Origin of the sequence: Bradyrhizobium sp. 6(2017) (assembly GCF_011058295.2) — a bacterium.
In the GTDB taxonomy this organism is placed as follows: Bacteria; Pseudomonadota; Alphaproteobacteria; order Rhizobiales; family Xanthobacteraceae; genus Bradyrhizobium; species Bradyrhizobium septentrionale.
In genome coordinates, this window is sequence record NZ_CP049289.2 from 1,533,300 (window position 1) to 1,546,596 (window position 13,297).

Genomic DNA, 13,297 nt, shown 5'->3' on the forward strand with positions numbered 1-13,297 from the left:
CTGCCCTTCGTGGCCGTGCGGCGTCGAACGTTTGAACGTTTGCGCCTGCACCTGAATCCCTCGCCGCGCTTCGACACGCACATCCGATGATGGCTGGATGCCTCCGGATGTCGTGATTGCCGGCAAGACCAGAGAATTGACCGTGACCCTCATCAATGTACGCAATCTCGGCGTGACGCTGAACGCGCCGCTGTTTTCCGAACTGAATTTTGTCGTCAATGCCGGTGACCGGATCGGGCTGGTGGCCGCCAACGGCCGCGGTAAATCCACGCTGCTGCGCTGCATCGCTGACACGATGGAGCCCAACGAGGGCGATATCACCCGCGCACGTGGACTGACCGTCGGCTATGTCGAACAGGATGCGCCGCCAAGGCTCTTGGATACGCCGTTCCATGCCGCAGTGCTTGGGGCGCTGCCCGCCGAGCAACGCGCCGGTGAGGGCTGGCGGGTCGACGTCGCCTTGCAGTCGCTCGACGTGCCCGAGGAGCTGTGGGCGAGGCCGCTGAAGCACCTGAGCGGCGGCTGGCTGCGGCTTGCGCTGCTCGCCCGCGTGCTGGTGACCGATCCGGATGTGCTGCTGCTCGACGAGCCGACCAACCATCTCGACCTCGCCAAGATCGGCAGGCTTGAGGCCTGGCTGAATGCGCTGCCACGCGAGATGCCGGTGGTGATCGCAAGCCACGACCGCGCCTTTCTCGATGCGACCACCAACCGGACGCTGTTCCTGCGCCCGGAGCGGTCGCAGCTGTTCTCATTGCCCTACACGCCGGCCCGCGCTGCGCTCGACGAATTCGATGCCTCGGACGAGCGGCGCTTTCAGCGCGACATGAAGACCGTGCGGCAGCTGCGGCAGCAGGCCGCGAAGCTGAACAACCTCGGCATCAATTCCGGCAGCGACCTTTTGCTGTCCAAGACCAAGCAATTAAAGCAGCGCGCCGAGAGACTGGAGGAGACCGCAAAGCCGGCGCATCTGGAACGCTCGGCCGGAACGATCCGGCTCGCCAACCGCGACACCCATGCCAAGGTGCTGATCAGGCTGAGTAACGCCGCGATCGCCACGCCCGGCGGCAGGCCGCTGTTCCGGACCGGGCAGCAGTTCATCTGCAAAGGCGATCGCATCGCGCTGCTCGGACCGAACGGCGCGGGCAAGACCCGGTTCGTCGCGGCGCTGCGGCTGGCGATCGAGAGTCCCGAGGCTGCAGTCGCCGAGATTCGCGCCACGGAGTCGCTCGTGCTCGGCTATTGCGATCAGATGCTGGGCGATCTCGTTGATAGTGACACGCCGATGCGCATGCTGACCCGGCGCTTCGAGGTCGGCGACCAGCGTGCGCGCGGGCTGCTCGCCGGCGCCGGGCTCTCGATCGAGATGCAAAGCCGTCCGATCGGGCGGCTGTCGGGCGGGCAGAAGGCGCGCCTCGGCATGCTGGTGCTGCGGCTCACGCAGCCCAACTTCTATCTGCTCGACGAGCCGACCAACCACCTCGACATCGAGGGCCAGGAGACGCTGGAGGACGAACTGATGGAACAGCAGGCCAGCTGCCTGTTGGTGTCGCACGACCGCCAGTTCGTGCGGACGGTCGCCAACCGGTTCTGGGTGATCGAAGGCAAGAAGCTGATCGAGGTCGATGGCCCCGAACACTTCTTTGCCTCGGTCGGCGCAAGCTGACGCCTTTTTTGTGCGAGCACATATTCCGTTCGCATGGAAATGCGATAGGCGTTGCGCATGGCGGACTATGACGTCGCGATCATCGGCGGTGGCCTAAACGGCACGAGCATTGCGCGTGACGCGGCCGGCCGCGGCTTGCGCGTGATCCTGCTGGAGCTGGGCGATCTCGGCTCCGGCGCGTCGCAAGCGTCGCCGCGCCTGGTCCACGGCGATCTGGCGGGGCTGGAGCGGCGCGAGTTCTTCCGCGTCCGTCGCGCGCTCAGGGAACGCGACGTGTTGCTGCGCATTGCGCCGCATCTGGTGCGGCCGGCGCGCTTCGCAATCCCGGCGCATGCCGAGGAGCGGCCGCCATGGCAATTGCGGTCGTTGCTGCTGCTCTACGAGCGTCTCGCCTCGCGCAGCGGCCTGCCGCGCTCGGCGACGCTCGACGTCACCCATCATCCGGTTGGCAATGCGTTGAAGCGGCCGTTCGGAACCGCGTTCGAATATTCCGATTGCATCGTCGACGATTCCCGGCTCGTGGTGCTTACCGCCGTCGATGCCGCGGCGCGCGGCGCCGATATCCGCACCGGTGCGCGCCTGACCCGGGCCGAGCGTAGCGAGACCTGGCGGCTGGTCGCGATCGACCGCGGCTATCGCAGGGTGATCACGGCGCGGTCGCTGGTCAACGCGACCGGCGCCTGGACGGCTTCCGTCGCCGATACCGTGTTGCGCGTGCCGGCGCCACAGCTTGCGACGGTGCAGATCAGCCAGATCGTGGTGCGCCGCCTGTTCGACTGCGACAACGTCTATGCGTTCCAGAACAGCGACGGACGGCTGATCTTCGCAAGTCCCTACGAGCGCGACTTCACCCTGATCGGCAGTGTCAGCCATCCCTTCAAGGGGGATCCGGCTATTGTCGCGATGGGCGTGCGAGAGGTGGCCTATCTCTGCGATGCAGCCAATCGCTACTTTCGCGAGCAGATCGCCCCGGTCGATGTGCTGCGAACGATTTCCGGCGCCAACTCCGTCGCTGCGCCCGCGCACCGCCGCATGAGCGATGGCGCCGCGTCGCTCGATTTCAGGCGCGGCAAGGCGCCGTTGCTCACGATCTTCGGCGGCGACGTCACCACCTCGCGGCGCCGCGCCGAGCGGGCGGTCTCCGAGTTCACGCGGTTCTATCCGATGACGCCGCGCTGGACCGCGACAGTGCCGTTGCCGGGCGGCGAATTCGCCTGGCAGCGCTTTGAGACCGAGGTCGACATCGCCCGCGACCGCTGGCGCTTTCTCGGCGAGGCGCAGGCGCGGCGGCTGGTGGCCGCCTATGGGTTGAACGTCAAGGACGTTCTCGGAGATGCGAGGGAGAAGGCCGATCTGGGCCCTGCCTTTGGTCCCGAATTAACCGGCGCGGAGGTGCGCTACCTCATGCGCAGGGAATGGGCGCGCTTTCCGGACGACGTGCTGTGGCGGCGCTCGAAGCTCGGGCTGACCATGCCGCCAGCCGATCGCGACGCGCTCGCGGCATTCATGGCGAAGCCGGATTGAGCGCGACTCTCAAACCTCCCCTTGCAAAGGGGAGGTCGCTTTGCTCGCCAGAGCAAAGCGGGTGGGGGTCCTGCCTCCATGACAACCGGTGTCGCTTGTGGCCGACCCCCATCCCAACCTTCCCCCTTTCAGGGGGATGGAGAACAGCTCCCGGCTGGCGCGACAGCGTAGCCCGAATGGAGCGCAGCCAAATCCGGGAACAGGCGACCAGACAGTCACCAACCGCAACAGCGGCTATTGCCTTGCCGCCTCCTGCGACCAGGCGAGGTCGCGCCGGGACGGACGGCGATGCAGCCGCTCCGAGATCAGGCCTGTCGCTTGCCGGCCTTGGCCGGCGCGCAGGCACGCGACGATGAAGGTGTCCTCCCACAATTCGCGTTGCGCATGGCTGCCGCCGATCCGCACCAGTTCGGGTATCAGCGGCGCCAGGATGCGCACGGCGCTGTCGTTGTCGCCGGCGGCGAAGGCCGCGACGCCCCGGCCGAGCCCGATCGCGGCAGGACCGGGCGCCAACTTGCCGTCGGCCTCGCGCGCCGCCATCTCGGCCAGCCGCGCCTCGAGCGCGTCATTGTTGGTCGTGGCCGAGACCAGCGCGTGGTGCACATCGGCGAAATGCGCGCCGGCCTTCGGGAAATAGCCGTCGCCATAGGCGGCGACATCCTTCCAGTGCGACTCGAGGCCGGTCTTGCCGGCGACCGACAGCCGCCAGAGCAGCGAGGACGTGTCGGTGTAGATATTGAGCGGCGGATAGGGCCGGTTGGCCGGCTTGATGTGCTGCTCGTAAATGTCGAGCGCACCGTCGGCGTCGCCTTCCTCGATTGCGATCAAAGCGAGGTGCCAGGCGAGATGGCCCTGCAGGAAGCTGGTGCGATCATTCGCCGGCAGCCAGCTGGAGAGGAAGCTGCGGCCTTCCGCCGCGTCGCCCTGCTCGAACAGCGCATGCGCCACGGCGTGCGCGGCGCCGGCGTTCTCCGGCTTAAGCGCATAGCCGCGCTCGGTGACGGCGCGGCCCGAGACGACATCGCCGGCCTCGGTCTTCGACCAGCCGAGATAGGTCAGGAACCACCAGTCATCGCCGTAGTCGCTGATATAGCGTTCGCAGATGGCGAGCCGCGCGGCGTCATGGTCGGGACGGCCGGAGAAGGCATAGAGGCCGAAGGCGCCGAGCAGCAGAGACAGCACCTGCGCATCGCGCGGATATTCGGTGAGGTGCTGCTCGGCAGCCGTCATCGCCTTCTTGCCCTGGCCCTCGATCGCCGACGCGATGATCTCGATGTGCTGGCGCTCGCGCGGGCTCGCCGCGGCGGCCAGCTGTCGTGCATCGGCCGCCTTGGCGCGGGCCTTGGCGCCTTCCATGTTGAGCTGGTGCACGCGGGCGCGCCCGATATGGGCCAGCGCGAAGCCGGGGTCCTCTGCAATCGCGGCCTCGAACGCCGCATCAGCGCCGTGCAACGCCGCCAGCATGCGATCGACGCCGTCGACATAATAGGCGGCGGCGCGGTCCGAAGCGGTGGTCAATGGCAGGCCGTAACGGTCGTTAGTCATCGGTTGTCCTCCCGAATTTGACTACGAAGTCTAGCAGAGGCATGGGAGCCGACAATATTGCGGGAGATGTCCGTGAGGCGGTTGAGCCGGCAGCGATCCGCCGCTAGCTTGCGGCCGGGATTGGACCTTGCGGGGAATCGGGGCTGACCGACGTGACATCAGGCGAAGCGACTGCGGAGGCGGCGAAGCCGTTGCCTGAACCGGCCGTCTTGGACATGCCCCTGCTGCGGATCGAGGGCGTCGCAAAATCGTTCGGCAATTTCCGTGCGGTCGACAGGCTCTCGCTCGATATCCGCGCCGGCGAATTCTTCGCGCTGCTCGGCCCGAGCGGCTGCGGCAAGACCACGCTGCTCCGCATGCTCGCTGGCTTCGAGACACCGGACGAGGGCCGCATCCTGCTCGGCGGCAACGACATCGCCCAGGTGCTGCCGCATGAGCGGCCCGTCAACATGATGTTCCAGAACTATGCGCTGTTCCCGCATCTGTCGGTGCGCGACAATATCGCCTTCGGGCTGAAGCGCGCCGGGATGGCGCGTCGCGACATCGCGGCCCGCGTCGCCGAGATGGTGGCGCTCGTCAAGCTCGAGGGGCTCGAGAAGCGCAGGCCCGACCAGCTGTCCGGCGGGCAGCGGCAGCGCGTCGCGCTGGCGCGCTCGCTGGCGCGGCGTCCGCAGGTGTTGCTGCTCGACGAGCCGCTCGCCGCGCTCGACAAGAAGCTGCGCGAGAGCACGCAAGGAGAGCTGATGGAGCTGCAGCGCAGGCTCGGCATGACCTTCATCATCGTCACCCACGACCAGGAGGAGGCGATGACGATGGCGGGCCGGATCGGCGTGATGGATGCCGGGCGCCTGGTCCAGGTCGCGACCCCGCGCAACCTCTATGAGGCGCCGGCCTCGCGCTGGATCGCCGAGTTCGTCGGCGACATCAATCTGTTCGATGGCCAGGTCGCCGCCCGCGAGCATGGCCGCCTGACGGTCTCGACCGCGGAGGCGGGCCGGCTCGTGGTCAGCGAGCTGTGGCCGCCGGTGACCAAGGAGACCGTCAGCGTCGCGATCCGTCCCGAGAAGGTGAAGCTGTCGCGCCGCGCGCCGGCAACGGATGAGGGCGGCTCTCACGCGATCAACCGGCTGGAGGGCGTCGTCGCCGACGTCAATTATCTCGGCGGCGTGACGAGCTATCGGGTGAAGCTGGAGACGGGCGCGGTGGTGCGCTCGTCGATGGCCAATACCGCGCGGCTCGATGTCGATGCCTATCTGGCCGGCCAGCGCGTGGTGGCGTGGTTCACCGCCGACGATTGCCTGGTGCTCGAGCAATGAGCGCGCGTCGCATCTTCGCCCGGCCGGCGCGGCTTGCCGCGATCGCGCCCTATCTCTGGATGGTGCTGTTCTTCCTGGTGCCGTTCGGCTTCGTGCTGAAGATCAGCCTGTCGCAGACCGCGATCGCGCAGCCGCCCTATACGCCGGTGTTCGATTTCACCGATGGCCCTGCGGCGCTGGCCGCAGCGTTTGCGCAATTGTCGTTCGACAATTTCCGCCTGCTGCTGCAGGACAATCTGTACATCCTGTCCTATCTGCGCAGCCTCGTCGTCGCAGTGACCTCGACGCTGATCCTGTTCGTGATCGGCTACCCGATCGCGTACGGCATGGCGCGGCTGCCGCAACGCTGGCAGGGCTTGGCGATGATGCTGGTGATCGTGCCGTTCTGGACCTCGTTTTTGATCCGCATCTATGCCTGGATCAACATCCTGCAGCATGACGGCCTGCTCAATAAGATCCTGCTGGCGCTGCATGTCGTGTCATCGCCGGTGGTCTGGCTGTCGACCGACAGCGCGATGTATCTCGGCATCGTCTATTCCTATCTGCCGTTCATGATCCTGCCGCTCTATGCCACGCTCTCGAAGATGGATGCGTCGCTCTTGGAGGCCGCGGGTGATCTCGGCGCCTCGCCACGGCAGGCGTTCTGGCTGGTGACGTTTCCGCTGTCGCTGCCGGGCGTCGGCGCCGGCGCGCTGCTCTGCTTCATTCCGATCGTCGGCGAGTTCGTGATCCCCGATCTGCTCGCGGGCTCCAGCTCGCTGATGATCGGGCAGACGCTGTGGCTCGAGTTCTTCACCAACAAGGACTGGCCGGTGGCCTCCGCCGCCGCGGTCGCGCTGCTGCTTTTGCTGGTGCCACCGCTCGTGCTCTATGATCGTCTGCAACGTCGCCAGCTCGAGAGCAACCGCTGATGGCAGGCAACGCCACCAGGCTCACCCGTTTCAACATGACGTCGCTGGCGCTTGGACTGGCGTTCCTCTATCTGCCGATCGTCATTCTGGTGATCTACTCGTTCAACGCCTCGCGGCTGGTGACGGTGTGGGGCGGCTGGTCGCTGCGCTGGTACCACGAGTTCTTCAACGACCGCGCCATGCTGGAGGCCGCCTGGATGAGCCTGTCGGTCGCCGCGGTGTCGGCGACGCTGGCGACGTTGCTGGGCACGCTGGCGGCGGTCGGGCTGGCGCGCGGCGAGCGGTTCCGGGGGCGGGCGCTGTTCTCCGGCATGCTGTATTCGCCGCTGGTGATGCCCGAGGTGATCTCCGGCCTGTCGCTGCTGTTGCTGTTCGTGGCGCTCAACGCCGAGCGCGGCTTCTGGACCGTGACGATCGCCCACACCACGCTGACGATGTGCTTCGTCGCCGTGGTGGTGCAGTCGCGCCTGACCGCGCTCGACCGCAGCCTCGAGGAAGCCGCGATGGACCTCGGCTGCGATCCGGTACGCGCGTTCCTGCTGGTGACGCTGCCGCTGATCGTGCCGGCGATCGTCGCCGGCTGGATGCTCGCCTTCACGCTGTCGCTCGACGACGTCGTGATCGCGAGCTTCACCACCGGCCCCGGCTCTGCGACGCTGCCGATCCGGATCTATTCCGAGGTCCGGCTCGGCGTGAAGCCCGAGATCAACGCGATCTGCACGCTGGTGATCGCGCTGATCGCCGTGATCATCGTGATCGCTTCGTTCGCCTCGAAACTGTCGAGCGCACGCAGCGAGAGCGCCGCGCCGCTGTGAGGCGTCACGATTTGACGGCACCTGCCGTCAGCCCGCCGACCATGTAGCGCTTGAAGGCGTAATACACCGCGGCCGGCGGCAGCGCGTAGATGAAGCCGGTGGTCATCAGAAGCTCCCACGGCGAATCGTCGGCGGCAAGGAAGTTGCCGAGCGCGACCGGCAGCGTGATGTCGGTGTCCTTCGACAGCAAGAGGAACGCGTAGAGATATTCGTTCCAGGCGAGCAAGATCGCATACGTGCCGACCGCGACCAGCGAGGGCATCATCAAGGGCACGTAGACCAGGCGGAACAGCTGCAGCGTGGTGGCGCCGTCCATCGTCGCGGCCTCGTCGAGCTCGACCGGCAGCTTGTCGGAGGCCTGTTTTAAGACCCAGATCGCGTAGGGCGCGGCGATCGTCACCATCGCCAGGATCAGCGACCAGTGATTGTTGAGCAGGCCGTAGGTGCCCATGGTGCGGTACATCGGCACGGCAAGGAACGCCGCCGGGATGAAATAGGTGAACAGCGCCAGGTTCATCACCGCGCGGCCGCCCGGCACGCGCAGCCGCGAGATCGAGAACGCGGCGGCGGTGGCGACGAACAGCGTCAGCGCGCCGACCGCGAGGGCAATCACGGTCGAATTCCAGAACTGGATCCAGAAGTCGCGCAGGAAGTAATGCTGCTGATGGAACACGATCGAGAAATTGTGGAACGTCGGATGCGCCGGCCACAGCTTGCCGGCGAACGCGTCCTCCTTCGGCGAGATCGCGAACACGAACATGTGGTAGATCGGGATCATGGTCCAGATGAAGACCGGGATGCCGATCAACAGCAGCTTGGCCTCGGTGCCGACTTCGCGGAGGGTGGGCAGCTTCATCGCGACAACCGTTTCATCATGTAATAGACCAGCGGCAGCACGAACGGCATCGCGCAGACAATCGAGGCCATCGCCAGCGAGAGCTGGTCGAGCCTGAGATAGCGGATGCCGAGCGTCGACAGCACGTGGGTGAGGTCGGCGGGCCCGCCGCCGGTGAGCAGATAGACGCTGTTGAAGTCGCCGAGCGTCCAGATCATCGAGAGCAGCGTGCAGGTGATGTAGAGCGTCTGCATCGACGGCCAGGTGATGTAGCGGAATTTCTGCCACCAATTGGCGCCGTCGACGTCGGATGCCTCGTACAGATCGTGCGAGATGGCGAGCCGCCCGGTCAGCAGGATCAGCGTCCAGAACGGCAGCGACTTCCAGATGTGGACGCCGATCGCCATCGCGAGCGCGACCGCCGGATCGTTCAGCCAGTTCGGGCCGTCGTCGCCGGTGAACTTGAAGATCAGCTGGTTGACCACGCCCCATTCGGGATTGAGCATGAAGCGCACGGAGAGAATGGTCGGGATCGACGGCACCGCCCAGGGCAGGATGAAGATCACCGACAGCCACCTGATCCACGGCCGCTGTTGGGCAAAGAAGCCGGACAGGAACAGCGCGATCAGCATCTTGATGTTGATGCCGATGACCAGGAAGATCAGCGTGTTGACGGCGGCACGCGCGAAGATCGGGTCATGATAGAGCGCGACATAGCTCGCCGGATGGCGCGCCAGCCACAGCCCGTAGCAGACCGGATAGACCACGAAGGCAAGGAAGACGAGCAGATAGGGCGCGAGCAGCACGATGCCCCAGACCTGCGGCGGCGACAGCCGCGCCGACAAAGGCGGCGAGGGGACGTCGGATGCGGAGAGTGTGATCGCCATCGTCTACTCTTGGAACGAGATGTCGCCTGCGGCCTACGCCGTCGTCCCTGCGTAAGCAGGGACCCGTAACCACCGGCTTTCGTTGTTGCACGAAAGCCGATGACCAGCATCATTCAAAACGACCGCCGCGGCGTATGGGTCCCTGCTTTCGCAGGGACGACAGATACATATGTCCGCGGCGGCTGGCATCGTTTCCGTTACCCCGCGACCTGCTTGATGCGGGCGATCAGCTCGTCGACGGCCTTGTCGACCGGCACCTTCTCGCTGACCACGCGGTTCATCGCCTTGGCCCAGACGTTCTCGTTGTTCAGGATGGTGAACCTCCAGTTCTTGGTAAAGTCGAACGGCGCGGTGCCGCCGGTGAACTGATTCCACACCGCCTTGCGATGCCGGTCGGCCTGCCAGAACGGGCTCGCCTGGCTTGCCTTGGTCACCGGGAACCAGCGGCCGAGCGCGCCCTCGACATAGGGCCGCACGTTGTCTTCCTGCATCAGGAACGCGATGAACTGCTTGCCCTCGGCCTTGTTCTTGGCATTGGCGAAGATCAGCCCGGTCTTGACGTCGGAGCGGTACTTGATGGTCGAGCCGTCCGGCGCCTTCGGGAAGGACGCCGTGATGATGTCCTGCTCATAGGCCTGCTTGCCGGCGGCGCGCTGCGCGTCGGTCAGCGCCGGGTTGGTGGAATCCTCGAACCACTTCGCCGCGATCGAGATCGTGAAATTGTGGGTCATCACGATCGTCTTGTTGTGGAAGGCGACGTTGTTGTCCGGGTCCTTCCAGGTCGTTGACGAAGGCGGCGTGCAGCCCTTGATGTAGGTGTCGGTATAGTCCTTCAGCGCGTGGATCAGGCCGTCGCGCACCTTGGGATCGTCGACCAGGAGCTTGCCGTCGTCGTCGACCAGCTTGACGTGATAGGCGTCCATGAAGGTGTAGAACGACTGGAACGAGTCGGTGGATTCCACGCCCATCGGCTGGCCGACGCCGTAGGTGCGCTGGCCGGTCGCCTTGCGGATCGCCGGCTGCACCTTGTCGCACCAGAACGTCCAGTAATCCTCCCATTTGGTCGGGATGTCGGCGGCCTTGAAGCCGGCCTTGTCCAGCATGTCGCCCCAGATCTGGACGTGCATGCTCTGCTGCTTCAGCGGGAAGCCGTAATAGGACTTCTTCTTGGTGACGTCATTGTAGAGCAGGGCGGCTTCCAGCGTGTTCGGCGCGAACGCGTCCTTCATCGGCAGCATGATGTCGGAGAGGTCCTCGAGCTTGCCCTCGAAGGCCCACTTGCCCTGCGCCTGCACATCGTAGGTGTCGGAATAGGCGACGTCGGGCACGGTGCCGGAATCCAGCGCGGCGACCGTCTTCGGAATCATGTCCTGAATCGCGTATTGCGACAGTTCGACCTTGATGCCGGTCTTGGCTTCGAATTTCTTGATCGTCTCGAGCAGCGCGTCGTCTTCGGACTTGTAGAATCCCTTGCCCCACCAGACCGTGATGGTCTTGCCCTGGGCGCAAGCAGGTGCCGTGGCCGCGAACAGACCGACCGCAGCGACCGCGAGTGATAGCGCACCGATAACCTTGGATCTCACGTTGTTCTCCCTCATGGCGCCGGTTTTTTAACCGGTTGGATAAAACACTAGCGCATGCCCGTGACCTGATAAAGATGTCGCATCGACGACTTCTGTAGGGGGCTCGCGGCAGGGCGTGGATCAGTCCCGGTGCATCGATGCGGAAACTGAATGGATCGATCAGTTCGACTTCGCATTGTCGGCTGCCGTCGCCGGTGCGCCGGCGGGCGCGCCGGTCGCAGCATCCGCTGCCGGCTGCCGCGCGGCTCCGCCGGTGAAGCGCTCGATCACCGAGCGCACCGCGTCGCGGGTCTTGCGATCTTTCACCGCATCGAGCAGCGGGGCGGATGCGGGCGAGCGGCGGATCAGGCTTTCCGGATCGGGGAAGATCAGCGGATCGTCCCACGGGCCCTGGATCACGAAAGGCAGATCGAACGCGTTGCCACCGGCGGATGTCGAGGTCAGGCTGGCGACGCCCTTGAGATCGTATTCGCGCGACGGCACCGAGGCGGTGCCGGTCAGCGTGATCTTCGCGGTGGGGCTCTCGACCCGGATGTCGTCAGCGGTGGCGACGCCGTCGGCGAATTTCACCGAGATGCTGAGATTGTCATAGGGCGTCGAGCCGGAGCGGAAATTGCCGCCGCCGGACAGCGGCCGCTTCTCCAGCCGCTTCAAGAGCTGCTCGACATTGAAGCCTGCGATCGCGCCATCATGCCCGTTCAGCGTTGCGGTGCCGTCCAGCGATGAGGCGAGCCCGAACGGGCTCGAGCCCGAGGCCGTCAGCGAGACGTTGAGGTTGCCGCGGCCGGACAGCTTGTTGATGCCGAACAATTCGCTGGCGCAGGCCTGCAAGTCGACATCGGTGAACTGGAACTGGGCCCTGACGTCGGCCACCGCATCCGAGCGCGCGATCGCGAACGAGCCCTTGGCGATGCCGCCATACATCTGCGCCTCGCCGACGCTGAGCGCGAGCGCGCCGCCGCGCAGATTGGCGCCGAACGCGGTGCGGCCGAGCTTGGACGGGCCGACCGTCACCTTGGCGGCCGACAGGCGCATGTCGAGATCGGTCGACGACAGCGAGGTCAGGTCGAACAGCTGCCTGTTCCAGTCGCGCTGGCCGCTGGCCAAAAGGCGGAACGTCGAGATGTAGGGCGTGAAATCGAGATTGCCGGCGGCAAGCGTCGCCTGCAGCGTCTGCCGGCCGTTATTGGCGTAGGTCATCACGCCCTCGGCGACATTGCCGTCGAGCTCGACATTGACATTGGTGAGCGCGACCGAGCCGCCGACCACATTGGCGCGGGCCTTCAGGGCGAAGCGGCCGAACCCGCCACCGCCGCCGGGCGGCGCCTGCCCCATCCAGCGCAACGCGTTGCGCAGCGACGGTGAGTCCATGGTGGCGACACCTTCCATCATCAGGCTGGTGCGGTTGGCGACGGTTCCGTCGAATGCGACCTTCAGCGGCGCGCTGGCGAGCCGGGCCTTGAGGCCGGAACGGTCGCCCGACAGCAGCGCGACGAAATCGCTGGCGCTGATCGAGCCGTCGACGCGCTCGCCGCGCCAGTCGAACTGGCCGGTTGCGGCAAAGGAACGCGATATGGAGGGCCAAGCCAACGAAAGATCGATATCGCCGAGCTGCTCGGAGATGTTGTTGGTCCCATCCTGGTAATTCAGCTCGCCGTCCTGGATCCGGATTTCGGAGAACGACACCTGGTTCTCGGCGCCGGGCGTCATCGTCTTGGCGATGGTCTCGACGAATGGTGTCCAGTTGCTCTCGCCGGCGCCGTCGCGGACCACACGGATATGCGGGCGCAGCATCATGACGTCGGCAATCTCGAACCGCCGCAACAACAGCGGCAGCAGGCGCAGATTGGCGGTCAGCACATCGACCTGCAGGGCGGGACCGATGGTGTCGGCGCCCTTCAGCCCGACATTATGAAAGGAGACATAGCTGCCCGGAAACACCGAAACATCGATCGGGCCGTTGACCACGAGTTCGAGCCCGGTCACGGCGCGAATCTGCGCTTCGACCGCGCGCTGCAGCGCGTCCCGGTTGAGGAACCACGACGTTCCCACCAGCCCGACGAGCACCAAGCCTAAAAGAGCCGCGATCGGCATCCCCAGGCGCTTAATTCCTTGGGCCATCGTCAATGACATATCCGGGTCGGGTTGAGTTTTGTGGGGTCGTCGTCGAACACTGCCGGCTGCGCAATGGTAGCCGGTGCCAACCCACGCAACT

Annotated in this window: 10 protein-coding genes; 5 read left to right on the top strand and 5 right to left on the bottom strand. The window is 65.7% G+C overall.

Annotation, left to right across the window (positions count from 1 at the left end):
- Window positions 1–97: 97 nt before the first annotated feature.
- On the top strand, window positions 98–1,666 hold the full coding sequence (locus G6P99_RS07110) for an ABC-F family ATP-binding cassette domain-containing protein (RefSeq protein ID WP_051346877.1): 1,569 nt from the start codon (window positions 98–100) through the stop codon (window positions 1,664–1,666).
- Between the two features lie 57 nt (window positions 1,667–1,723).
- Window positions 1,724–3,190 carry a glycerol-3-phosphate dehydrogenase gene (locus tag G6P99_RS07115; RefSeq protein WP_029085528.1) on the top strand — a complete coding sequence of 489 codons (1,467 nt, stop codon included), beginning with the start codon at window positions 1,724–1,726 and terminating at the stop codon, window positions 3,188–3,190.
- Window positions 3,191–3,424: 234 nt separating this feature from the next.
- Here G6P99_RS07115 and G6P99_RS07120 read toward each other — a convergent pair whose 3' ends face one another.
- Window positions 3,425–4,654 carry a tetratricopeptide repeat protein gene (locus G6P99_RS07120; RefSeq protein ID WP_084518888.1) on the bottom strand — a complete coding sequence of 410 codons (1,230 nt, stop codon included), beginning with the start codon at window positions 4,652–4,654 and terminating at the stop codon, window positions 3,425–3,427.
- A gap of 224 nt (window positions 4,655–4,878) precedes the next feature.
- Here G6P99_RS07120 and G6P99_RS07125 point away from each other — a divergent pair, with 224 nt between their 5' ends.
- Genes G6P99_RS07125 through G6P99_RS07135 form a run of 3 tightly spaced genes read left to right on the top strand, consistent with a single transcriptional unit; the run spans window position 4,879 to window position 7,777 of the window.
- Window positions 4,879–6,051 (top strand): ABC transporter ATP-binding protein, encoded by a 1,173-nt coding sequence (locus G6P99_RS07125; protein ID WP_029085530.1) that lies wholly within the window; start codon window positions 4,879–4,881, stop codon window positions 6,049–6,051.
- On the top strand, window positions 6,048–6,962 hold the full coding sequence (locus G6P99_RS07130) for an ABC transporter permease (RefSeq protein WP_029085531.1): 915 nt from the start codon (window positions 6,048–6,050) through the stop codon (window positions 6,960–6,962). The genes G6P99_RS07125 and G6P99_RS07130 overlap by 4 nt, the downstream gene beginning before the upstream one ends.
- Window positions 6,962–7,777: an ABC transporter permease gene (locus G6P99_RS07135; RefSeq protein ID WP_029085532.1), complete on the top strand. Its 816-nt coding sequence runs from the start codon at window positions 6,962–6,964 to the stop codon at window positions 7,775–7,777. Before G6P99_RS07130 ends, G6P99_RS07135 begins: the two co-directional genes overlap by 1 nt.
- A 4-nt stretch (window positions 7,778–7,781) precedes the next feature.
- Here the strand turns inward: G6P99_RS07135 and G6P99_RS07140 are convergent, their stop codons facing one another.
- The 4 genes from G6P99_RS07140 to G6P99_RS07155 all read right to left on the bottom strand — a co-directional run bounded on the left by G6P99_RS07140 (window position 7,782) and on the right by G6P99_RS07155 (window position 13,203).
- On the bottom strand, window positions 7,782–8,633 hold the full coding sequence (locus G6P99_RS07140; protein ID WP_029085533.1) for a carbohydrate ABC transporter permease: 852 nt from the start codon (window positions 8,631–8,633) through the stop codon (window positions 7,782–7,784).
- The gene (locus G6P99_RS07145; RefSeq protein WP_029085534.1) at window positions 8,630–9,499 is read right to left on the bottom strand and encodes a carbohydrate ABC transporter permease; all 870 of its coding nucleotides are present in this window, start codon (window positions 9,497–9,499) and stop codon (window positions 8,630–8,632) included. The genes G6P99_RS07140 and G6P99_RS07145 overlap by 4 nt, the downstream gene beginning before the upstream one ends.
- A 197-nt stretch (window positions 9,500–9,696) precedes the next feature.
- Entirely contained in the window at window positions 9,697–11,082 is a 1,386-nt protein-coding gene (locus G6P99_RS07150) for an ABC transporter substrate-binding protein (RefSeq protein WP_165127650.1), read from the bottom strand.
- A gap of 159 nt (window positions 11,083–11,241) precedes the next feature.
- Window positions 11,242–13,203: an AsmA family protein gene (locus G6P99_RS07155; protein WP_029085536.1), complete on the bottom strand. Its 1,962-nt coding sequence runs from the start codon at window positions 13,201–13,203 to the stop codon at window positions 11,242–11,244.
- Window positions 13,204–13,297: the final 94 nt, after the last annotated feature.

Excerpts from the sequence above, each read along its gene's own strand:
- G6P99_RS07120 (WP_084518888.1), bottom strand. The coding sequence starts at position 4,654 with ATGCTGGCGGCGTTGCACGGCGCTGATGCGGCGTTCGAGGCCGCGATT.
- G6P99_RS07155 (WP_029085536.1), bottom strand. The coding sequence starts at position 13,203 with ATGGCCCAAGGAATTAAGCGCCTGGGGATGCCGATCGCGGCTCTTTTA.
- G6P99_RS07135 (WP_029085532.1), top strand. The coding sequence starts at position 6,962 with ATGGCAGGCAACGCCACCAGGCTCACCCGTTTCAACATGACGTCGCTG.
- G6P99_RS07130 (WP_029085531.1), top strand. The coding sequence starts at position 6,048 with ATGAGCGCGCGTCGCATCTTCGCCCGGCCGGCGCGGCTTGCCGCGATC.
- G6P99_RS07115 (WP_029085528.1), top strand. The coding sequence starts at position 1,724 with ATGGCGGACTATGACGTCGCGATCATCGGCGGTGGCCTAAACGGCACG.
- G6P99_RS07110 (WP_051346877.1), top strand. The coding sequence starts at position 98 with ATGCCTCCGGATGTCGTGATTGCCGGCAAGACCAGAGAATTGACCGTG.
- G6P99_RS07145 (WP_029085534.1), bottom strand. The coding sequence starts at position 9,499 with ATGGCGATCACACTCTCCGCATCCGACGTCCCCTCGCCGCCTTTGTCG.
- G6P99_RS07140 (WP_029085533.1), bottom strand. The coding sequence starts at position 8,633 with ATGAAGCTGCCCACCCTCCGCGAAGTCGGCACCGAGGCCAAGCTGCTG.